At 69.8% G+C, this 21245-nt stretch carries 17 protein-coding genes; 13 read left to right on the top strand and 4 right to left on the bottom strand.

Annotated features, from left to right (window positions below; translation table 11 throughout):
* Positions 1 to 135 precede the first annotated feature (135 nt).
* On the bottom strand, positions 136 to 348 hold the full coding sequence (locus tag FHS42_RS33435; RefSeq protein WP_184579614.1) for a hypothetical protein: 213 nt from the start codon (positions 346 to 348) through the stop codon (positions 136 to 138).
* 159 nt (positions 349 to 507) lie between these two features.
* Positions 508 to 2562: an elongation factor G gene (locus FHS42_RS33440; protein WP_184579616.1), complete on the bottom strand. Its 2055-nt coding sequence runs from the start codon at positions 2560 to 2562 to the stop codon at positions 508 to 510.
* 509 nt (positions 2563 to 3071) lie between these two features.
* Between FHS42_RS33440 and FHS42_RS38860 the strand changes: the two genes are divergently transcribed.
* Entirely contained in the window at positions 3072 to 3488 is a 417-nt protein-coding gene (locus FHS42_RS38860) for a CDGSH iron-sulfur domain-containing protein (protein WP_312867150.1), read from the top strand.
* Between the two features lie 187 nt (positions 3489 to 3675).
* Here the strand turns inward: FHS42_RS38860 and FHS42_RS33450 are convergent, their stop codons facing one another.
* Positions 3676 to 4737 carry an iron-containing redox enzyme family protein gene (locus FHS42_RS33450; RefSeq protein WP_184579618.1) on the bottom strand — a complete coding sequence of 354 codons (1062 nt, stop codon included), beginning with the start codon at positions 4735 to 4737 and terminating at the stop codon, positions 3676 to 3678.
* Positions 4738 to 4917: 180 nt separating this feature from the next.
* Between FHS42_RS33450 and FHS42_RS33455 the strand changes: the two genes are divergently transcribed.
* The 3 genes from FHS42_RS33455 (at position 4918) to FHS42_RS33465 (ending at position 7952) form a co-directional block, all read left to right on the top strand.
* Positions 4918 to 6147, top strand: a complete 1230-nt coding sequence (locus FHS42_RS33455) for a carboxylate-amine ligase (protein WP_184579620.1) — start codon at positions 4918 to 4920, stop codon at positions 6145 to 6147.
* 79 nt (positions 6148 to 6226) lie between these two features.
* Positions 6227 to 7057 carry a 2OG-Fe dioxygenase family protein gene (locus FHS42_RS33460; RefSeq protein ID WP_246495780.1) on the top strand — a complete coding sequence of 277 codons (831 nt, stop codon included), beginning with the start codon at positions 6227 to 6229 and terminating at the stop codon, positions 7055 to 7057.
* A 220-nt stretch (positions 7058 to 7277) separates the two neighbouring features.
* Positions 7278 to 7952 carry a HemK2/MTQ2 family protein methyltransferase gene (locus tag FHS42_RS33465; protein WP_184579622.1) on the top strand — a complete coding sequence of 225 codons (675 nt, stop codon included), beginning with the start codon at positions 7278 to 7280 and terminating at the stop codon, positions 7950 to 7952.
* A gap of 176 nt (positions 7953 to 8128) precedes the next feature.
* On the opposite strand, the gene FHS42_RS33470 is transcribed toward FHS42_RS33465, so the two are convergent.
* Complete coding sequence (locus tag FHS42_RS33470) at positions 8129 to 8812, bottom strand: TetR/AcrR family transcriptional regulator (RefSeq protein ID WP_184579624.1); 684 nt, start codon at positions 8810 to 8812, stop codon at positions 8129 to 8131.
* 640 nt (positions 8813 to 9452) lie between these two features.
* Here FHS42_RS33470 and FHS42_RS33475 point away from each other — a divergent pair.
* From FHS42_RS33475 to FHS42_RS33515, 9 genes are all read left to right on the top strand, one after another.
* Positions 9453 to 9869, top strand: a complete 417-nt coding sequence (locus tag FHS42_RS33475; RefSeq protein ID WP_184579626.1) for a cell division protein SepF — start codon at positions 9453 to 9455, stop codon at positions 9867 to 9869.
* A gap of 56 nt (positions 9870 to 9925) precedes the next feature.
* Positions 9926 to 11632: an AAA family ATPase gene (locus FHS42_RS33480; protein WP_246495782.1), complete on the top strand. Its 1707-nt coding sequence runs from the start codon at positions 9926 to 9928 to the stop codon at positions 11630 to 11632.
* Positions 11604 to 11981: a nucleotide pyrophosphohydrolase gene (locus FHS42_RS33485; RefSeq protein ID WP_184579628.1), complete on the top strand. Its 378-nt coding sequence runs from the start codon at positions 11604 to 11606 to the stop codon at positions 11979 to 11981. The genes FHS42_RS33480 and FHS42_RS33485 overlap by 29 nt, the downstream gene beginning before the upstream one ends.
* A 130-nt stretch (positions 11982 to 12111) precedes the next feature.
* Positions 12112 to 12582 carry a DUF6099 family protein gene (locus tag FHS42_RS33490; RefSeq protein ID WP_184579630.1) on the top strand — a complete coding sequence of 157 codons (471 nt, stop codon included), beginning with the start codon at positions 12112 to 12114 and terminating at the stop codon, positions 12580 to 12582.
* A 326-nt stretch (positions 12583 to 12908) separates the two neighbouring features.
* Positions 12909 to 13832, top strand: a complete 924-nt coding sequence (locus FHS42_RS33495; protein ID WP_184579632.1) for an LLM class F420-dependent oxidoreductase — start codon at positions 12909 to 12911, stop codon at positions 13830 to 13832.
* 301 nt (positions 13833 to 14133) lie between these two features.
* Positions 14134 to 15081, top strand: coding sequence for a homocysteine S-methyltransferase (gene mmuM / locus FHS42_RS33500; RefSeq protein WP_376772776.1), 948 nt, complete (start codon positions 14134 to 14136; stop codon positions 15079 to 15081).
* Positions 15082 to 15146: 65 nt separating this feature from the next.
* A complete protein-coding gene (locus tag FHS42_RS33505; protein WP_184579637.1) occupies positions 15147 to 16889 on the top strand; it encodes a 3' terminal RNA ribose 2'-O-methyltransferase Hen1 in 1743 nt (580 codons plus the stop codon).
* On the top strand, positions 16886 to 19588 hold the full coding sequence (locus FHS42_RS33510; protein WP_184579638.1) for a polynucleotide kinase-phosphatase: 2703 nt from the start codon (positions 16886 to 16888) through the stop codon (positions 19586 to 19588). The genes FHS42_RS33505 and FHS42_RS33510 overlap by 4 nt, the downstream gene beginning before the upstream one ends.
* A gap of 305 nt (positions 19589 to 19893) precedes the next feature.
* Positions 19894 to 21117, top strand: a complete 1224-nt coding sequence (locus FHS42_RS33515; protein WP_184579640.1) for an arginine deiminase — start codon at positions 19894 to 19896, stop codon at positions 21115 to 21117.
* Positions 21118 to 21245: the final 128 nt, after the last annotated feature.

Consider the following 21245-nt stretch of genomic DNA (forward strand, 5'->3'; position numbering starts at 1 on the left):
GCCGGGCCCGGGGCGGGCCCCGGGGCCGGGGGGGGGGGCCCCCCCGGGGGGGGGGGGGGGGGGGGCACCCCCCGCGGGGGGGGGGGGGGGGCCCCCCCCCCCCCCCCCACCCCGGCGAACTCGGGCCCCGCGCCGTTAGGCGTTGCTCGGGGCAGCGGATGAGGGGTTGGCCTCGGTGAAGGAAGAGTCTTCGGCCGGGTGGTGGTTGAGGTCACCGAGCGCGTCGGTACGGCTCAGCGCTTTGCTCCATTCGGTCCCGGGCAGGTCGCTCTGAACCAACGGAGCGCCCACTGCTGTGACGGCACCTGCGACCACAGATGCCACGGTGAACATGTCGAGCATCTTCATGTCCGGATCAACGGCCGGATACCGCGCGAAGTTACGCCCATATAGCCCTTGAAAGGACTGATTTACGCACCTCGAAGTGTCGCATGCGTTCGTTTTTGTCTCCTCTGGCTCATTTCGCCCCACTCGCCCCAGTCGTTTCAACTGCCTGGCTCGCTCGTCTCACACCTGCGGGCCATGCCCGGCAACTCCTCGCATGACGCGTCGTAGGTATTCCTTGCGATCGAGCGGATGGTGATCGGTGCGCTCTCGGATCGGGACCGTTCCACGGACCGGCTGGTAGCTGTCGAACGCGGATTCCAGTACGCCCTCGCCGCGGGTAAGGCCGGTCAACCGCTGCTCCAGCGCGTGCACCGACGCGGCCGGAATGTCACCCTCCAGCAGACAGGACGCATCGCCCACGGCAGGGGGGCGCGGAAGGGCGCCGAGCCGCGCGAGAAGGGGCAACAGCACCCCGACCGCGTCGGCGGGAGCCTCCAGCCGGAAACGGTGCATCGGCTCGTACACCCGGGTGCCCGCCTGGCGCAGTGCGGCCATCAGCACCAGCGGCGTCAGCTGACGGAAGTCGCCAGCGGTACTCGACATGCTCTTATCGAAAACCGCGTGGGCGTTGCTTTGCCGAGCCGCGTAACCAGAATGCGTCAGGGTGACCACACAATCGGCTACCTCCCAACCGTGCAGCCCTTGTTGCAGGGTTTGTCGAACGGTGTCCTCAACTGCCTTGATGAAGGCGTACGGCATGGACCCGAGCTCCACCTCAAGCCGGAATCCCACCCCGGAACCAACCGGCGCCGGTTCAATGCGCAGCCCGACAGTGGCGAGAAACGCATTGGGCTCCTTGTGCATTACTTCCACAGCTGAGCCCGTGCCGAGCACGCGTTCCGTGTGAATCGTGGTGGTCGCACGGAAGGCGACCTTGATGCCGTACTCATCCGCCAACGTCGCCTCGATGACCTCCTTCTGTACCTCGCCGTAGAGCGAGAGAAAGAGTTCCTGTCGGACCTCGTCTTGTCGAAGATTGATCAGCGGGTCCTGCTCGGCGAGTTGAGTGAGCGCGAGATGAAGGGCAGGCCGGTCGGTGGCGCAGCGCGGGGAGATCACCGTCTCCAGGCTGGGCGGCGCGAAGTGCTGGTTACGTATGCCGGGAGCAGGCTGGGCATCCCGCGCGCCTGCGCTCGGGCGCCCCGTATCTCCCGCAGCCGCGTCGATCGCGTCACCGATGCGAACCTTGCTGAGCCCCCACACCTTGCCAATCTGGCCCGCGCTCACCGTCGTGCGCCGCACGGCCGCGCCCTGGTCGAAGACGCTGATGGCGGTGACCTTGCCCTCGTATGCCGCGCCGAACCGCAGCCGGTCGCGGACGCGCAGGGTGCCTGACGACATCCGTACATACGCAATCTTCTCGCCGGCCGGGCCGCGTTCGACCTTGAAGACGCTGCCGGCCACCGGGCCGTCAACGGCACCACGCGCCGCGGGGAGCAACTCCCTGATCCCAACCGTCAGCGCAGCCACGCCCGCACCTGTGATTGCCGAGCCGAAGAACACCGGATGCACCAACGCGCGGCCGGTCTGCGCGGCCAACTCCGCGCGGAGCCGGTCGGGTGAGAGCGCCGACTCATCGTGCACATACGCGGCGAGCAGCGCGTCATCGTGATCGACGAGGGTTTCGACGAGGGTCGCGGCGAAACGGACGTCGCCTAGGTCGTACGGCCTCACCGCTGCGTCACAGGTGCCCGCGTCAAGGACCGTGCCCATGGGAACGACGGTAGGGGCCAGCTTCGCGGACAACTCGCGCAGCACACTCTCCTCGCGTGCGCCGCGTCGGTCGATCTTGTTGACGAAGATCAGGGTCGGGATGCGCAGCCGCCGCAGAGCCCGCATGAGCACGCGGGTTTGCGCCTGCACGCCCTCGACCGCGGAGACGACGAGCACGGCGCCATCGAGCACGCTCAGCACGCGTTCGACCTCTGCGATGAAATCCGGGTGCCCCGGAGTATCGACCACATTGACCGTCAGGCCATCGATGGCGAAGGACACGACCGCGGATTTGATCGTGATCCCGCGCTGTTTTTCCAGCGTCAGCGAATCAGTATGGGTGTTGCCGTCATCGACCCGGCCGACCTCATCGATGACACCAGCCGCATGCAGTAGCCGCTCGGTCAGGCTGGTCTTACCGGCGTCGATATGCGCGAGAATTCCCAAGTTCAACGTATGCACTACGAGTCATGTCCTTCGAAGAGATGGTGATTTCCCTTTGGTTGGACATGGACGCAGAACGCATAACCGTCTCCCTGGTTGCTGTTGCTGTTGCTTTTCGTGATGTGTGTTGGTGTATCGGCCCGTGGTGGGCCGGCACCGTCGAGAAGTGCAACAGATGGCGAACTCAGGGGCAACCGAGTTATCGCCCGCGCGAAGCACCGCGCGCCGTGAGTCGTACGCCATAAGCCGTGCGCCGCGCTTCGTCGGCCATCGGCGGTGAGTGAACGTCGCGGGTGAACGGGCCGCTGGGGGCGGGGCGGCGGACGTTTCGGCGCAGGGCTGCCGCGGTACTCGCAGCCCGTGCTGCTACCTCGTGTGCTTGCGTCCCTCGTGGCCCCGACCGCGTGTCCGGCCCCGGCTTCCTTCCCGGATCGGGATCACTCCCCGATCCGCCCTCGCTCCTTGGCTTCGCGCTGCCGCCGCCCGGGTGGCGGCGCGGGTTCGAGCGCGGTGGGCGGTGGCGGGCGGTGACGGCCGCACCACGGCCCGGAATCCCGGCGGAGGAGCCCGTTGCCCCGCCGGACGCCCCGCTCGGCGCCCAGCCTGGCACTCAGTTCGACGCAGACGCAGGAGCGGGCGGCGGTACGAGCGATGGGGCGGGCGGCGGTGCGCGCCCCGGGGCTCCCACGAGCGCCGCATCGGGCGCCGCACCGCAGGATGCCCAGCCCACGCGTGTCGCCCGACCCACGCGCGTCGTCATCGCGCCTGACGGCCCGCTGTTGATCGAGGGCCCTGTCGAGGTGGAGTGGGGCGACGGCCGCATAGCGCGTTCGGACCGCCCACAGGTGGCGCTGTGTGTCTGCCGCCGCAGCCGGTCCTTCCCCTGGTGCGACACCAGCCACCGGCGCAAGGAGCCACGGCAGCGAGGCGAGGCGCAGAACTGAGCCCGAGCCCGCTGTGCCCGCTGTCCTGCCGCGTACGCCGGCTCCCGCACGGCCCCGTACGCCCCCGGGCCACGCAGCCCATGCGCCCCGCTCCTCGCGGATCATCGCGCTGCCCGCCCAGCGCTGGCGCGTTGCACCCGCCCCATCGCGCCAGCGCAGCGCCTACCGTCCGGGCCGTCCTGACACGCTACGGCGCGGGTGCGAGAGTGGGCAGCGGCCCGCGCAGCGAGGTGGTTCCGCGCCGCCAGCAGTCCTGGATGTGCGCGCTGAAGCGGCCGTCCACGAAGTTCGTCGCCTGAATGCCGAAGACCACCTCGCCGCGTAGTTCCGGCTGGACCTCAAGCAGCCCGCCGATCACCTCGCGGCGCATGAGTTGTTCATGTACGGCGTCGGCCTCGACGTGCTCGCTGTAGAAGTAGCGACATGCCGCCGGAGCGTCGAGCCGGTCGAGCACCTGGAGCATGCGTTTCGCGCCGGGTGCCGAGGCGATCTCCCCGGCGGCGAAGTGCCCCACGATGGCGCCGCGGCGTGCGCGGTGCAGGCCCAGATACGACATGAGGTTGACCACGGCGAGGGTGCTGCCGGGTACGGCCTCCACATAGCCCCCGTACCGGGGGTCGAGGTCGGCTGCGGCCATCAGGTCGGCGAAGAGTTGGGAGTGCACGTGTTCCGCCCGGCCCGCGCCGAACTCGTCGTACTCGACTGCCACCAGCGCGGCCTTGGCCCGCCCGTACAGTCGGGGAATCACCCACGCCTGCGGGTCCGACTCCTTGAGCTGGTAGATGGAGCGGTGCGCGAACACCTCCCGTACCTGCTCCCACGTGCCCTCGCGCCGTAGGTGGTGCGAGAGTCCGGAGCCGTCCACCGGCTCGATGAGCAGGGCGTCCAGCTCCGCATCGAGGTCGGTCCCGCCGGCCACGTGGTCCCGTACGAAGCCACAGAAGGCATGCTCCAGTGCGCCGCGCAACCGCAGCAGGTCCGGCTGCCACTCCCAGTCCGGGTCCACGCCGGCGAAGCCCTCGTAGTGGAGCTCGTAGCACATGTACAGGGCCAACTGGAGGTCATCGCCGAGCGGATCGGCGCCGGCCACATCGCCCAGCGCCGCCTCGACCGGTCCTTGGCAGCCGCCGGTGGCCGGCCCCGCCAGCACCTTCGTCACCAACTCGGAGAGCGGGCCGCGTGCGGTGGGCACAGGGACCGGGGGCCGGGGCACGGAAGCGGGGCGTTCATCGGACCTGACCGGGATCATGGGCAACCTCCACACAGTTGAGTCTCCCCGAGTGCCCAGCCGTGCGCCGTCCACGCGTGGCGCAGCAGGACGGCGGCCCCGCTCCGGCCCGGCCCCGCTCGTATGCCGCTGTTCGCACGCGATGCGCCCTGCCGCGCCGTACGTCGCGACAGGGGGCGAACGGCGGGCAATGCTGAGGCGATGAACGGGAGCGGATACAAGGCCGGACACGGGACGCACACGCATGCAGGACCGCCCACGGTGGGCGTGGAGGAGGAGCACTTCCTCGTACACCCCGACAGCCGGGCCGTGGAACCCGCCGGGCCGCGGGTGGTCGCACGGGCCGCGGAGGCCCTGGGCGACCTGGTCTCCGGGGAGTTCACCGACTACCAGATCGAGGTGAAGACCACGCCCTGTACAACGCCGGCGGAGCTCCACGAAGAGCTGATCCGGCTGCGGGCCGCCGTCGCGTCTGCCGCAGCGGCAGAGGGCCTGCGGGTGTGCCCCTCGGCCACGCCGGTGCTCGGCGGAGCGGGTCCTGTGGTAGTCGGGGACCACCCGCGCTACCGGACGAGCGTGGACCTGTTCCGATCGATGATCGATGACTACGCCATCAGCGCGCTGCACGTCCATGTGCACCTGCCCGACCGCGAGCTCGCCGTGCTCGTCGGCAACCATCTGCGGCCCTGGCTGCCACTCCTTGTGGAAATGAGCGCGAACTCGCCCTTCCACGGCGGCAGGGACACGGGATACGCGAGCTGGCGCTCGGTGATTCGGGGCCGGTTCCCCTGCCTGGGGCCACCCCCGTACGCCGAGTCCTTCGCCCACTACCAGCAGACCGCTGCCGCGATGGCGGAGACGGGCTCGATGCCGTTCGCCGAGCTGCCCTTTTGGGACATCCGGCCGCACCCGCAGCTGCCGACCTTGGAGGTGCGCTGCATGGACGTGCCGGCCGACCCCGCGGACACCGCCGCACTCGCCGCGGTCACCAGGGCCCTGGTAGTGACGTCGGCCGGGCTGGTACGCAGCGGCGACCCGGGCCCGCGGACGTGCGGCGAGCTGCTGCGCTCCGCCTACTGGTACGCCACCCGCGACGGCTGGTGGGGCCGCGGCGTGGACGCCCTGTCCGGCGCCGTCCTGCCCGCCCCGGAGCGCGGCATCCGGCTTCTCGAACACGTGCGCCCGGCGCTGGAAGACCATGGCGATGTGGAGGTGGTCACGGCATTCTTGGGGCGGCTGTCGCGGCGCGGCTCCGGAGCGCACCGCCAGCGCGCCGTGGCCGGGCGCCCGGGCGGGCTGACCGCCGTGGTGGACGACCTGACGAGCCTCACCGCGAGCCCGCGGACGACCACGGTCGGCGCAGTGGAGGAGAGCGTTCCTGCTTCACCGCAATGGCGGAGCTACCAGGACGTACCACCAGAGGCCGTGTGAGTCTACTGAGGAGGGATTGGGGTACTGGGAAATGCCGAGGGGGAGGCGTCGGCCCTACCCGGCAACACTGGAGGAGCCTATGGAGGACACCCCGACCATGCAGAGCCTGACGTCAGCCCGCGCCGCGGCGATTGGCGGCCCGGGCGACCTACGGCGACATGGCTTCGCCCGCTACCGCGCGGAGGACCTCGGCGTGTCGCTGGCCGCGCACGCCGGCGACCTGGCACAGATCACCGGCGCCTACGCTCAGCTTCCCCCGGACCCGTACGCCCCCACCACCAACCGATTCCGCCGCTACTCGCACGCTGTCTATCTGCCCTGGACGCGAGAGCTCTCCTTCATCCCCGGGGCACCGGACGCCACCTACGGCTCGGTCACCGAATACTGGCAGGACGGCCACAATCCGGAATACCCGGACATGCGGCGCCGCCTGCCCGACATCCCCGCCGCGCTGCAAAGCAATGCGCTGCTCCAGCACCTCATCCACTCCGACATCGAGCAGGCCCTGTGGCTGGAGGAACTCCAGCGGGCCCCGCTGTACATCGGCGTACACCTGATCAAGCTGGCCGTGAGTGACCCGGCAGAGATCGCCGTATCGTCTCCCAACTGTCTGCACCAGGACGGCGGTTCGTCCGCCACGTTCACCTTCGCCCACCTGGTGAGCTGCGGAAACATCAGCGGCGGCGAGAACGTCATCGCCACGCCGGAAAGCGCCGGGCGGCAGCCCGACGATCTGCCGCCCGATGACCTCCATGCGCGCTTCACCCTGAACGACCCGCTGGACGGCTATGCCGTCCATGACCATCGGGTCAGCCACTACGTCGGCCCGGTGCAACTCGGCGACGGCCCCGGGCCCGGTGAGCGCCGCATCCTCATCATCGGCATGGCCCCCTACGCGCCACGGCTGTGAATCGGCCCCTTACGCGGCACGGTGACGAACCGTAAAACCGCAGGCCAGCACAGGACATGAGCGCACCGGTCGGAATGCGATACCAGCATGCCGACCTAAAAGACACAGAGGAGCGCGCCGGGTGGTGCGTAACACGAGCGCGCGCCGGCCGGTGCGCGCATCGGCAGCCGGCTCAGCCGCGGGCGCGGTGAGGCCGGGGGAGAGACGACAGGTGGACACGATGCTGCTGAAAACGTGGGGTGTGTACGGGCCGCAAGGCGATTCCTTTCTGCTCAGAGAGGCCCTGTTGAGGGCGTCGGTGCCCACCGGCGCCCAGGTCCTGGACGTGTGCACCGGCACCGGCTTGATCGCGCTGACGGCGGCCAGGCTCGGCGCCCTGCGGGTGCGGGCCGTGGACACGTGCTACCGAGCGGTGCTGACCGCCCGGTGCAACGCACGGTTGAACCGACTACCGATACGCGTCGAGCACGGCGACTTCCGCTCCTGCCTGACGGCGAGCCAGCGCTATGACGTGATCACCGCCAACCCGCCGTACGTCCCCTGCCCCAGCGAAGCCGACCGGGGACGAGGCAGGGCCAGGGCGTGGAACGCGGGCCTCGACGGGCGCCGTTACGTGGATCGGCTGTGCGCCATGGCCCCGGAGCTCCTCACCGAGGACGGCATGATGCTCATCGTCCACTCCGCCCTGTGCGAACCGGAACAGACCCTGCGGCTACTCGGCGAGTCAGGTCTCAAAGCGTCGATCGTGGCTCGCCGTAACCAGCCTTTTGGACCGGTCCTCACCTCCCGCGCCACGTGGCTGGCGGACCGCGGGCTGATCGACCGCGGCCAGGCGGAAGAGGAACTCGTAGTCATCCGCGCCGACCGCGTCCCCTCAACGGCGGCTGTGGGCTAGCCACTCAGCGGCTCCGCTGCGGCACGGTTGCGGGTTCGCGGCCCGCCGCGGCCGGGTCGTAGGCCCGCGCGTTCAGGGAGGCGTCGCGCGGCGCGGCGTGGTGGGGGAGTGGTGGGGCGTGTCGTATCGCGTGTCGTCGTGTCGCGTCGTGTCGTGTCGTGTCGGGGAAAGGTGGCTCAGGCCACGGTCGTTGGATCGGGTATGCCAAGAACTCGGCGTGCGGTGAGCACCATCGTGGCGCGCAGTAGGTCTTCCTCGGCGGCCGAGTGCTCGCGGCTGAAGAGCATGTAGCAATTGCGCTCGACCATCCAGTGCGCCGCTACGGCCAGTGCCCGCGCGTCACCGCCCGGTGTGATCAGCCCGCGGGAGCGGTCTCGTTCGAGCATGGCCGCCAGTTCGTCCGCACCGGCCTCCAGCCCGTCCCGCCAGGCCGTTCGGGCGTCCGCGTCACGCCCCACGTAGTCGATGGCGGCGCAAAACAGCGAGCCGTGTTCCACCCAGGTGTTGAGGACGTTGTGGATCAGTCCGTCCAGTGACGCCTCCAGCGTGACGTCCGCGTCGCCGGCCACGGCCGCGGCGGTCGTCAGCAAACCGCCCATCACGCGCTGCACCGCCGCATCGATGATGGCCTGCTTGCTGTCGAAGTAGAAATACACCGAGGGACGCGAGAGCCCGGCGCCCTTGGCGATCTCCTCAATGGTGATCTTCCTCGCAGGGCGCTCGCGCAAGAGGCGGACGACGCTGTCAAGGATCGCTACCTCCCTGCGGTCCCCTCGGCTCAGCCGAGGACGCCTGCGCCCCCGGACCTGAGCCGGGGGCGGCAGCGTCGTGTGCGGTGCTTCGTCCCCGTTGTCGTCCATGCGGCTCACCGTAGCTGTTCGACAGGCAAGTAACGCAGTTTCGACAAAACTCAACGCGGCGTTGAGTTTTGCCCCGTTGGCATGTGATGCTCGGAGTGCAGAGGCGGTGGTGTCGGGGGAAGCACTAAACGGGGGGCTCGCCGCCGCCTCTTCCAACTCGTGCTGCCCTGAACGTCACTTGGCTTCGGGGGAGCGTCCCGGGTGGAGTCGGCGCGGCGCGTCGGCGGCTAGACGGTACGGGGGCCGGCGCGGGGCCATCCCACGCTGGCACGGCCGCTAAGTCGCCGACCGCAAGGCGCTCAGGCAACATGCCGGGATGCTGGTGGGAGTTGGCCGCGCTGGTGGCTGGAGCGCAACGGGGGAGGGCCGACGAGGGTCGGCCCTCAAGGCTCCAGCCACATGGCGTCGGGCTCGAACGAGGGGCTGCCGAGCCGGTCGCGTGTGGCGTCGGGGGACGCGGCGCGCGGTGGCCGGTTCAGCACCGCGCGGGGCTCGCGCACCGGCTCCCAGCCCCGTTCCGATCCCGTTGCCTACGTCACTACCTGCGCCGATACCTGTGTCGGTGCGCCAATGGATCACACGCTTATCCCTAGAATCGCCCGATGCAGATATTCAGTGAGCACACCTGCGGGGTGAACCGGTGAACAGCCACGACGTCACCGACGAACAGTGGGAGGGGCTCGCCGAAGTCGTCCCGCTGCGCAGCAACAACGCATGGCCGTCCTGGCCGAACCACCGTGCGCTCCCCGAAGAAGAGCCCGAAGAGGACCAGCGCCAGTTCGTCGTCCTGCGAGTACAAGTCTTCGCCGACGCGCGCGAGGTCGCCGACTACCTGATCGCCCAGATACCCGTGCTGCTCGATCTGAGCGGCGCCGAGGCGGACGTCGCCAAGCGCATCCTCGACTTCTCCAGCGGAGTCGTCTTCGGCCTCGGCAGCGGCATGCACCGAGTGGACACCAATGTGTTCCTGCTCGCCCCGGCCGGCACCGAGGTGGACGAGCCTGAACTGCGCCCCGCGTTCACGACCGTAACTGGGTCTACTATCCCCCGATCGTAGGAACGCACCGACGAGCAAACGGTTCGGCGAAATCCATCGGCGGTACGTTCCCGGCCATGAACGCACCAGGCCAGCGGCCCGCCGTGACGGAACTCAGGCTCACTGCCTACAAGACACACCGGCGCGCGGTCTTTCCCCTGGGCCCGGTGACGCTCTTCACCGGGCCCAGCGGAAGCGGAAAGTCCGGTGCCCTGGAGGCATACGCGGCCCTGGCCAGGCTCGCTGCGGGCGACCAACTCGCCGAAGTCTTCCCCGACCCCGCCGGCTGCGTGCCGCGACAGGCCCGCCCAGATGCACAGGGACGCCGCGGCTTCCGCATCGGCTGCACCGTAGACGGCCCGGTCGGGCCCGTGCGGCTGGACGTCGCCGTACAAGCCGAACCCGAACTGCGGATCGTAGGCGAGCGCATGTCCGGCGCGGGCGAGATCTTGCTGGAGACGGCGCTGCGCGACCCGAGCCGGCACACGGTGCAAGCGGCCTGGTACACGGCCGGCTCCGTCCCCGTCACCCGCGCCCCGCTCCCCGATGACCGGCTGGCCACGGCGCTGCTGCCGCTGCGCATCGCAGGCAAGACAGCGGGCCAGCGGCTCGCCCTCGCCGCTGCGGAACAGGTCGTTGTGGCACTGCGCTCCGTCTTCGCCTGCGACCCGAGACCAGAGACCATGCGCGCCGTCACGAAGCGATCGGACGGACAACTTCGGGGCGGCTGCGACAACCTAGCCGCCGTGCTCTACCGCACGCGCAAGGAGTGCGGTACCCGGCATGCCGCGCTGGTCACAGCGGTACGTGCGGGCTGCGCTGGCCCGGCCGTCAGGGAACTGACGGTGGAGAAGGCGGGACCCAACGGGAGTAACGGGAGTAACGGGAGCCATCCAGGCACACCCGGGCGGGCCGGCGGGGGCCACCGGCCGGCCGGTGGCACGGCGGGCGGACAGGCCGCGGCGGGCGCGGACGGCGAATGTGGCGGGTTCGGCGGCGCCGGTGGGTTCGGTGCGCGGGGCGATGCCGGTGGGCTCGGTGGACAGGCCGGTGCTGGAGTACAGAGCGGTGCTGGAGTACAGACCGGCGCCGGCGTGCGGGCCGTGCTCGGCCTGGGGGAATACGGCCGGATGCCCATCGAGCGGCTCGGCGACGGGGAACTGCGCTATCTGGCCCTGGCGCTGGTGCTGCTCACCGGGCCAGGAGTGTTGGACGTGGACCCGGTGGCGGACGTGTTGCCGGCCCTACAGACCCTGACCGTGCTCGCCGATGGCTTCGATCGATGCCTGGATCAGCGCCAGGCCCGGCTGTTACTCGAACTGGCTGGACGTATGTGCGAAAGGGGGCATATCCGACTGGTGGGCGCGGTGCACGAGGTTCCGCGCGCGGCAGCACTGGGCGGCGAGGGCGACGACGGCGGTGTCCGCGACGGCTACCGAGACGATGACGCCGAGGCCGTACGCGACGGCGCGGGCGACGGCGCCCGCAGCGGTGACCCCCGCGGCGGCGCTGCCCGCAGTGGCAGCGCTGCCGGGGGCAGCGGGGCCGGAAGCGATGGCGCCGCAAACCCCCGGGGCGGGGAGCGGACAGACCGCGGGAAGGACACGGGCCCTGACGGCGGACGGCCCGGCGCATACGGCGCATTCGGCACGGCTGACGCGGCTGGCGTGCCTCGCACGTCAGGTGCGGCCGGTGCGCCTGGTGTGGGTAAGGGTGCGTTCGGGGTGCCCGGGCTGACGGTGGTAGACCTGGGGCGTGACCAAGGAACCCCGTCCCGATCCTAATCTGCAAGCGTTGCAGCGCCGACTCGCCGACTTCGCGGCGGCGCGAGACTGGCAGCGCTTCCACACGCCGAAGAACCTGGCCTCGGCGCTGAGCGTCGAGGCCGCCGAACTCGTGGAAATCTTCCAATGGCTGACCCCGCAGGAGTCGGCCGCGGTCATGCACGGCCCCGAGACATCGGCACGAGTGGAAGACGAGGTGGCCGACGTCCTCGCCTACCTCCTACAGTTCTGCGAGACGTTGGGAATCGACCCGCTGAAGGCACTCTCAGCCAAGATCGAACGAAACGAACTGCGCTTCCCGGCGCGCCGAGACGCTCCGCCCACCGCAGATGATCATCACTCTATGTAGTGACGAACTTTCTCCCCTCGCAACTCTTGTCCACAGGTTCCTAGATTCCCCTAGCTTTTCCGCCCACCATTCATCACTCTGGGTAGCGAACCAGTAACCAACCCAGCGCGGCGGAAGAGGGATACGAGACATGGAGGCGATGCGGCTCATCGACGCCACCCGGCTGGCCCTGACACAGGCAACTGCCGTGCAGGACATCGTCGCCGAAGCGTGGCAGGCACAGGCGCTCGCGGAGGTGATCGGGGACTACTTCGCAGGAAGTGCCTCCCCGGCCGCGCGCTGGGAGGCAGAAGGGCTGAGCGAAGCAGGCGGCCGGGCCTGTGGCGCGCTCAACCGACCCGCGCTCAGCCACCCCGCCCTACGCACCGGCGCGATACGGGCCATGCAACTAACGGAAGTGCGCGACCCCCGGCGCGTACTGCTGGCGCTGGGGGTGTTGCTCGGCGAAGTCGGCATCGCCCTGGTGGAGGTGGCTTGCGTGGCGGAGGAGGGCCTGTACTGGCAGTGCGTTGAGGCGGTGGACGCCGCCGACGAGTCCAGGGACCGCATCTTCGGCATGCTGAGGGAACTCTCCATCAGGCAGGAGGGCGGCGCGGCCTAAGCGGCAGAGCCGGCGCGCGGAATGCAGGCGAGCGCGGCCGACCACAGGCGTGCAGCAAGGTACCGACACATGGGCTCGGCTGGGTGCCGGCCGGCCCGGCCCGGGCCGTGAGGAAGGGACCGGGCGATGGCGGGCCCTTTGGGGCGTGGGACGCGAAGGGGCGGGGCGGGGGGAGGGGAGGGGGGAGGCCCCCCTCGGTGTACCGAAGCGGCGGACGTATCCGTTCCACGCCAGACACCTGCAAGCCGAGCCACATGCCGACGGCGGAGCTTGACACGGGTCGGGGCGCATCGGTGACATGCGGGGAAGAGGGCAGGATGGAGGCCATGGACCTACGTATCTTCACCGAGCCCCAGCAGGGGGCCAGCTATGACACCCTCCTCACCGTTGCCAAGGCGACCGAGGACCTGGGCTTCGACGCCTTCTTCCGTTCTGATCACTACCTGCGCATGGGCAGTGCGGATGGGCTGCCGGGCCCCACGGACGCCTGGATCACCTTGGCTGGTCTCGCTCGGGAGACTCGCCGTATCCGACTCGGCACGCTGATGACCGCGGGCACCTTCCGGTTGCCGGGCGTGCTTGCCATTCAGGTGGCGCAGGTGGACCAGATGTCCGGTGGGCGAGTTGAGCTCGGTCTTGGCTCCGGCTGGTTCGAGGAGGAGCACCGGGCGTACGGCATCCCGTTCCCGAAGGAGAAGTTCGGGCGGCTTGAGGAGCAACTGGAGATCGTCACCGGGCTGTGGCAGACGCCCGTTGGCCAGACGTTCAACCACAACGGGACGCATTACCAGCTCACCGACTCGCCTGCGCTACCCAAGCCGGCTCAGTCGAAGGTCCCGGTGCTCATCGGCGGCCATGGGGCGGTGCGTACCCCGCGGCTCGCGGCGCAGTACGCCGACGAGTTCAACATCCCCTTCGCCTCGATCGAGGACACCGAGCGGCAGTTTGGCCGAGTGCGGGCGGCGGCCGAGGCTTTCGGGCGCAAGGCCGACGACCTGGTGTACTCCAACGCCCTGGTGGCCTGCGTCGGCAAGGACGACGATGAGGTTGCCCGGCGCGCAGCCGTCATCGGCCGGGAGGTGGCCGAGCTCAAGGCGAACGGGCTGGCGGGCTCGCCGGCCGAGGTGCTGGACAAGATCGGTCGTTACGCGGAGATCGGCGTGTCCCGGGTGTACCTCCAAATCCTCGACCTCGAAGATCTCGATCATCTGGAGCTCATCTCGTCCCAGGTGCAGTCGCAACTCAGTTGAAGACGGAGTGCCCGTGACGTCCGCCGCTGAACCACCCGCCGAACCCGCCGAACCTGCTGGTCCTGCTGGACCCGCTGACCCAACGGCCAGCAGACCGCCTGCCGGGGGATCGCCCGCAGAAGGACCGGACCCATGGGGCCCGCCGCCGTCTACTTCGGCGTCTCAGCCTTCGGTGCCGCCGTCTTCGGTGGCCCCGTCTTCGGGGTTTGCACCTTCCGGGTTTGCACCTTCCGGGTTTGCGTCCTCGGGAGCGCAGTCCTCGACGCTCTCGCTCGCGGAGGCTCTCGCGCGCGGGACGGTTGTGCTGGATGGCGGGCTCGCCCACCAGTTGGAGGCACAGGGCTGCGATCTGTCCGATGCGCTGTGGTCGGCTCGGCTGCTTGCGGACGACCCGGCGCAGATTGAGCGGGCCCACGCGGCGTACGTCCGGGCGGGCGCACAGGTGCTTATCACCGCCAGCTATCAGGCCAGTTACGAGGGCTTCGCCCGACGCGGCCTCGATCGACGGCAGGTGGACGCGCTGCTTCGGCGGAGCGTCCACCTGGCCCGCCGGGCGGCGGCGGAAAGCGCCGAGGCGGCGGGCGGCGCGGGACGCACAGGTACTGGCGTCGGCGCCGGTACTGGCGCGGACGCGGGCGGGGTGTGGGTTGCCGGCGGGGTGGGGCCGTACGGGGCGATGCTCGCCGATGGGAGCGAGTATCGGGGCCAATACGGTCTAAGTGTGCGGGAGTTGGCGGCGTTTCATCGCCCGCGCATCGCGGCGCTGGCCGGGGCACGGCCCGATGTGCTGGCGCTGGAGACGGTGCCCGACATCGACGAGGCAGAGGCGATGCTGTGGGCGGCCGAGGACTGTGGGGTGCCGGTGTGGCTCTCGTACAGCGTCAAGGGCCGATTCACTCGGTCCGGGCAGCCGCTGGAGCGTGCGTTCGCGCTTGCGGCGGACAACGATCAGGTGATCGCGGTGGGGGTGAACTGTAGTACGCCCGCCGATGCTGAGGCCGCGGTGCGCCTGGCGGCGCTGGTCGCGGGCAAGCCGGTGGTCCTCTACCCGAACAGTGGGGAGGAGTGGGACGCCACGGTGGGGGACTGGCAGGGCCGCGCTACGTTCGATGCGGCCCGGGTCGGTGCATGGCAGCGCGATGGGGCGCGGCTCGTCGGCGGCTGTTGCCGAGTGGGTCCCGACCGGATCGCCGAACTCGCCGCGGCGGTACGGGCGGAAGGGCGACAGCACGGGCGTGAGAGGGGATAGCGGGGGCGTCGTAGCGCGGGTAAATCGGTGGGAGCATCTGGCGGGAGCGGGTGATACTCGGTCATGTGTTCCTGACCCTCAGCACCACAGGTGCCCCCGAACGACCCGCGTCCGACCTCGGCTATTTGCTGCACAAGCATCCCGAGAAGGTGCAGCAGTTCTCGACGTCACATGGCGTGGCTCATGTGCTCTACCCCGAGGCTTCGCCCGAGCGGTGCACGGCCGCGCTGCTGCTTGAGGTGGACGCGGTGGCCCTGGTCCGCAAGGCACGAGGCAAGGGGGCTGGCGGCGCGCGCCCCGGGGCAGCGGTCGGGGCGGCGCTCGGACAGTACGTCAACGACCGCCCCTATGCGGCCTCTTCGCTGCTCGCGGTCGCGCTGCGTACGGTCTTCTCCAGTGCGCTCCAGGGGCGATGCACGGCACGCCCGGAGTTGGTGGAACGGTTGCTACCGCTGCGCATCGAGGTGCCGGTACTGCCTGCGCGCGGTGGGGCGGAGTTGGTGGAGCGGCTGTTCGTACCGCTGGGTTGGGAGGTGACGGCCACCCCGGTGCCGTTGGACGAGGAGTTCCCCGAGTGGGGCGATTCGCGCTACGTCCGGCTGGCGTTGACGGGTGAGACGCGGTTGGTCGATGCGTTGCGGCAGCTTTACGTGCTGTTGCCGGTTCTCGATGACGCCAAGCACTACTGGGTCGCGCCCGACGAGGTGGACAAGCTACTGCGGTCCGGTGACGGCTGGTTGGCGGGCCACCCGGAGCATGAGCTGATTGCCAGCCGCTACTTGGCGCGTAGTCGCTCACTGACGAAGGACGCGTTGGAGCGGCTCGAACTGGCCCGACTCGCCGAGGCGGATGACGCCGAGCCCGAGGACGTGGACAACGCGGTGGACGAGCTCACCGACACCGAGCAGGCTCCGGTGCCGCTGGCCGTGCGGCGGCGCGAGGCGGTCGTGGCCGCTTTTCGCGAGGCCGGTGCGGCGCGGGTGCTCGACCTCGGCTGTGGACAGGGGCAGCTCCTTGCCGAACTGCTGAAGGATGCGCGGTACACGGAGTTGGTGGGCGTCGATGTGTCGCAGCGCGCGTTGAGCGCGGCGGCCAGGCGGCTGCGGTTCGATCAACTCTCGGAACGTCAAGCGGCCCGCATCAAGCTGCTGCAAGGTTCGCTCGCGTACACCGACAGCAGGTTGAAGGGGTACGACGCGGCGGTGTTGAGCGAGGTGATCGAGCATGTCGATCTGCCGCGGCTGCCTGCCCTCAGTTACGCGGTGTTCGGCTCGGCGAGGCCCCGAACCGTGGTGGTGACGACGCCGAACGTGGAGTACAACGTGCGCTGGGAGAGCCTGCCCGCGGGCCAGGTCCGGCATGCCGACCACCGGTTCGAGTGGACCCGTGAGGAGTTCCGGGTCTGGGCCCGGTCGGTCGCGCACCGGCATGACTACGACGTGGAGTTTCGGCCGGTTGGCCCGGACGATCCCGAGGTGGGGCCGCCGACCCAGCTCGCGCTGTTCACCGTGCACGGGACGCGGCGAGCCGCGGGCCGGGCCGCCGCCACGCCAGGCCAGGCGGCCGAGGGCGCCGTGCCACTCGACGTAGCGGCGCCAGCTCAGCCCACCCTCCACAACACCGCTCAGCCCACCCCTCAAAGCGCCACGCAACTCACTCCCCAAAGCGCCGCACAACCCACTTCCCCCCAAAGCGCCACACAACCCACACCCAAGAACACCACCCAGAACTCCCCCCAAAGCACCCCCGAAAACACCACTCAGCTCGCCCCGCAGGGCGGCGCGCAGGACAAGGAGGCGACCGCATGACTGGTGAGCGAGTTCTCACGGTGCCCGATCTGTCGCTTGTGGTGTTGGTCGGCGCCACCGGTTCGGGCAAGTCCTCCTTCGCGGCGCGGCACTTCAAGCCCACCGAAGTGATCTCCTCCGACTTCTGCCGCGGGCTGGTCAGCGATGACGAGAACGACCAGGGCGCCAGCTCCGACGCGTTCGAACTGCTCAACTTCATCGCGGGCAAGCGGCTTGCGGCCGGCCGGTTGACCGTGATCGATGCGACCAATGTGCAACCCGCAAGCCGTAAACAACTCGTCGCGCTGGCCCGAGAGTTCGACGTCCTGCCGGTTGCGATCGTGCTCGATGTGCCAGAGGGCGTGTGTGCCGAACGCAACGCTGGGCGGCCGGATCGTGCCATGCTGCCGCGCCATGTCATCCAGCGACACCAGCGCGAGTTGCGCCGTTCGCTGCGCCATCTGGAGCGCGAGGGGTTCCGCGGGGTGCATGTGCTGCGCGGGGTGGCCGAGGTGGACGCCGTCACCGTCACGCGCGAGCGGCGTCACAACGATTTGCGGCACCTCACCGGGCCGTTCGACATCATCGGCGACATCCACGGTTGCCGCTCCGAGCTGGAGACCCTGCTCGGTGACCTCGGATACGAGCTGCGCCGTGACGCGAGCGGGCGCGCGGTGGAAGCGGCGCACCCGCAGGGGCGTACGGCGGTCTTCGTCGGTGACCTCGTGGATCGCGGCCCGGACAGTCCGGGCGTGCTGCGCCTGGTGATGGGCATGGTGGAGTCCGGTTCGGCGCTGTGCGTGCCCGGCAACCACGAGAACAAGCTGGCCCGCTATCTGGCCGGCAGCACCGTTCGGCACGCACACGGTCTCGCCGAGACCATCGAGCAGTTGGCCAAGGAGGACGTCAGCGACCCCGAGTTCCGGCCCCGGGTGGTCGCGTTCATCCGGTCGCTGGTCAGTCACTACGTATTGGATGAGGGCAAGCTGGTGGTCTGCCACGCCGGTCTGCCGGAGAAGTACCACGGCCGCCAGTCGGGTCGGGTGCGTTCGTTCGCGCTGTACGGCGAGACGACGGGCGAGACCGACGAGTTCGGCCTGCCGGTGCGCTATCCGTGGGCCGAGGACTATCGGGGCAGCGCGGCCGTTGTTTACGGGCACACGCCCGTCCCGCGGGCGAGTTGGCTCAACAAGACTCTCTGCCTCGACACCGGCTGTGTCTTCGGTGGCTCGCTGACCGCGCTGCGCTGGCCGGAGCGCGAGCTGGTGAGTACGCCTGCCGAGCGTGTGTGGTACGCGCCCGTCAAGCCGCTGGCCAACGAGGCGCCCGGGGGAGCGGACGGCCGCCCGCTCGACATCGGCGATGTCATCGGGCGGCGCGCGGTGGAGACCAAGGAGCTGGGCCGGGTCACGGTGCATGAGGAGAACGCGGCGGCGGCGCTTGAGGTGATGAGTCGATTCGCCGTGGAACCGGGCCTGTTGGCGTATCTGCCGCCGACCATGGCGCCATGCGCGACGTCGAAGGAAGACGGTTACCTGGAGCACCCGGCCGAGGCGTTCGCCGCCTACCGTGCCGATGGCGTACGGCAGGTGGTGTGTCAGGAGAAGCACATGGGCTCCCGGGCGGTGGCCCTGGTGTGCCGGGACGCGGAGGTCGCCCGTGCGCGCTTCGGCGCGAGCGCCGGCGTGACGGGCGCGCTGCACACCCGCACGGGGCGGCCATTTTTCGCCGACCCGGAACTGACCGAGCGGCTACTGCGCCGGCTCAGCGCCGCTGTCGGCGATGCCGGGTTGTGGGCGGAGTTGGACACGGACTGGCTGCTCATCGACGCCGAGCTGATGCCGTGGTCGCTGAAGGCTGAGGGGCTGCTCCGTAGCCAGTACGCGGCCGTGGGCGCGGCCTCGCGTGCCGTGTTCCCCAGCGTGCTCGGCGCTTTGGAGTCGGCGGCGGCCCGCGGCCTGGAGGTGACCGAACTCCTGGGCAGGCAGCGGGAGCGCGCAGCGGACGCGGACGCGTTCACCGAGGCGTACCGGCGCTACTGCTGGCCCGTTGGCGACCCGGCGCGCGGCCGGCCGGGTGAGCTGGCAACCGCTCACACACGCCGCCCGGCCGACGTTCCAAACCTCAAGGCCCCCACCAGCCTCGACGACCTGGACGCACTGAGCGACGCCACCGGCCTCGGCAGCCTCGACGGGGTTCGACTGGCGCCGTTCCAGCTGCTGGCCGGGCAGGGGCGTCGCCTCGCCATGCTGCCGCACGATGGGCAACTCGCCCTGATCGACCGGCTCATCGAGGCGGAGGGAAACCGGCTGCTCGCCCCCACCCGCCGGTTCTGCGTGGACACCGAGGATGAGGCGTCGGTGGCGGCGGGCGTCGCATGGTGGCTGGAGCTGACCGGGGCCGGCGGCGAGGGCATGGTCGTCAAGCCGGTCGAGGCGGGCGTACGGACCAAGAACGGCAGGCTCGTGCAGCCCGGCGTCAAGTGCCGTGGCCGGGAGTACCTGCGGATCGTCTACGGCCCGGAGTACACCCGTCCGCAAAACCTGGAGCGGCTGCGGGCGCGGCACCTGGGCCACAAGCGGTCGCTCGCGCTACGCGAGTACGCGCTGGGGCTTGAGGGACTGGAGCGGTTGGCCGAGGGAGAGCCGTTGTGGCGGGTGCACGAGGCCGTGTTCGCGGTCCTCGCGCTGGAGTCCGAGGCGGTCGATCCGCGGCTGTGAAGGCGAGGCGCTGAAGAGCACAGGCGGCGAGGATGGCGGCGTACGCACGCGGTACGGTTCCCGACAGCTGTCGGGAACCGTACCGCGCCGACCGGTGGGCCGCGCCGCCGCCGCGTCGCGTGCGGCTCCGCCGCTGGGGCGGGGCGACAGGGCCGCCCCGGGCGTCGCAACGGGCGCGGGCCTGGTCGGGGCTCGGCCGCGGGCGAACCGCCGGCGCTGCGCTCCGACGCGCGGAGCGCTCCCGCCGCGTGCGGGGCGTGTCGTAACCGATGTGCAGGGGCCCGGCTTCGGGTGAGGATGGGGGCATGGGATTCCATGTCGATTCCGAGGCCGGGCGGCTGCGCCGTGTCATTTTGCACCGCCCCGACCTGGAGCTGAAGCGGCTCACGCCGACCAATAAGGACGCACTCCTCTTCGATGACGTGCTGTGGGTGCGGCGGGCGAGACAGGAGCATGACGGGTTCGCGGATGTGTTGCGCGACCGCGGAGTGGAGGTGCATCTCTTCGGCGACTTGCTGGCCGAGAGTCTTGAGGTGCCCGCGGCGCGCGCTCTGGTGCTTGACCGGGTGTTCGACGAGAAGGAGTACGGGCCGCTGGCCACGGACCATTTGCGGGCCGCATTCGCCGAACTGTCCGCGCCGGAGCTGGCCCAGGCGCTGGTCGGTGGGGAGACCAAGCGGGAGTTTTTGGAGCGGCACCCGGAGCCGGTGTCCGTGCGTTTCCACGTCCTGGAGCCGGATGACTTTGTCGTCCACCCGCTGCCCAACCATCTGTTCACCCGCGACACGTCGGCTTGGGTGTATGACGGGGTGTCCATCAACGCGATGCGCTGGCCAGCACGTTGGCACGAGACCGTGCATTACGAGGCCGTCTACCGGCACCACCCGCTGTTCGCGAACGAGGACTTCCATGTCTGGTCGGAGGGGCAGGCGGCGTTCCCCTCCACCATCGAGGGCGGTGATGTGCTGGTCATCGGCAACGGCGCGGTGCTGATCGGAATGAGCGAGCGCACCACGCCGCAGGCGGTGGAGATGCTGGCGCGCGGCCTGTTCAAGGCCGGGTCGGCCCGTACGATCGTGGCGCTCGACATGCCCAAGGGCCGGGCGTTCATGCACCTGGACACGGTGATGACCATGGTGGACGGCGACACCTTCACGCAGTATGCGGGCCTGGGAATGCTGCCCTCGTACACCATTGAGCCGGGCGCCGAAGAGAGCGACCTCAAGGTCACCGACCATCCGCCGGAGCACATGCATCGGGCCATAGCGGCTGCGCTTGGCCTGGACTCGATCCGGGTGCTGACCGCGACCCAGGATGTCCACGCGGCGGAGCGGGAGCAGTGGGACGACGGCTGCAACGTACTGGCCGTCGAACCCGGGGTGGTCGTCGCGTACGAGCGCAATGTCACCACCAACACGTTCCTCCGCAAGCGCGGCATCGAGGTGATCACCATCCCCGGCAGCGAGCTGGGCCGGGGCCGGGGCGGACCGCGATGTATGAGCTGCCCGGTCGAGCGCGACGCGGTGTGAGTACGGTCGGTGTGCGGAGCGCGGCCGGGGCCGGGCCGGCAAGCACATGCGTTGATCACCGATCGCATATAAATGCCGATCCTCGTATATGCTTCCGAGGTTCCCGAATGCTGTGACCTAGGAGCCTG

The sequence above is a fragment of the Streptomyces zagrosensis genome (assembly GCF_014203645.1).
GTDB lineage: Bacteria > Actinomycetota > Actinomycetes > Streptomycetales > Streptomycetaceae > Streptomyces > Streptomyces zagrosensis.

Excerpts from the sequence above, each read along its gene's own strand:
- FHS42_RS33435 (WP_184579614.1), bottom strand. The coding sequence starts at position 348 with ATGAAGATGCTCGACATGTTCACCGTGGCATCTGTGGTCGCAGGTGCC.
- FHS42_RS33450 (WP_184579618.1), bottom strand. The coding sequence starts at position 4,737 with ATGATCCCGGTCAGGTCCGATGAACGCCCCGCTTCCGTGCCCCGGCCC.
- FHS42_RS33455 (WP_184579620.1), top strand. The coding sequence starts at position 4,918 with ATGAACGGGAGCGGATACAAGGCCGGACACGGGACGCACACGCATGCA.
- FHS42_RS33460 (WP_246495780.1), top strand. The coding sequence starts at position 6,227 with ATGGAGGACACCCCGACCATGCAGAGCCTGACGTCAGCCCGCGCCGCG.
- FHS42_RS33465 (WP_184579622.1), top strand. The coding sequence starts at position 7,278 with ATGCTGCTGAAAACGTGGGGTGTGTACGGGCCGCAAGGCGATTCCTTT.
- FHS42_RS33470 (WP_184579624.1), bottom strand. The coding sequence starts at position 8,812 with ATGGACGACAACGGGGACGAAGCACCGCACACGACGCTGCCGCCCCCG.
- FHS42_RS33480 (WP_246495782.1), top strand. The coding sequence starts at position 9,926 with ATGAACGCACCAGGCCAGCGGCCCGCCGTGACGGAACTCAGGCTCACT.
- FHS42_RS33490 (WP_184579630.1), top strand. The coding sequence starts at position 12,112 with ATGGAGGCGATGCGGCTCATCGACGCCACCCGGCTGGCCCTGACACAG.
- FHS42_RS33495 (WP_184579632.1), top strand. The coding sequence starts at position 12,909 with ATGGACCTACGTATCTTCACCGAGCCCCAGCAGGGGGCCAGCTATGAC.
- FHS42_RS33510 (WP_184579638.1), top strand. The coding sequence starts at position 16,886 with ATGACTGGTGAGCGAGTTCTCACGGTGCCCGATCTGTCGCTTGTGGTG.
- FHS42_RS33515 (WP_184579640.1), top strand. The coding sequence starts at position 19,894 with ATGGGATTCCATGTCGATTCCGAGGCCGGGCGGCTGCGCCGTGTCATT.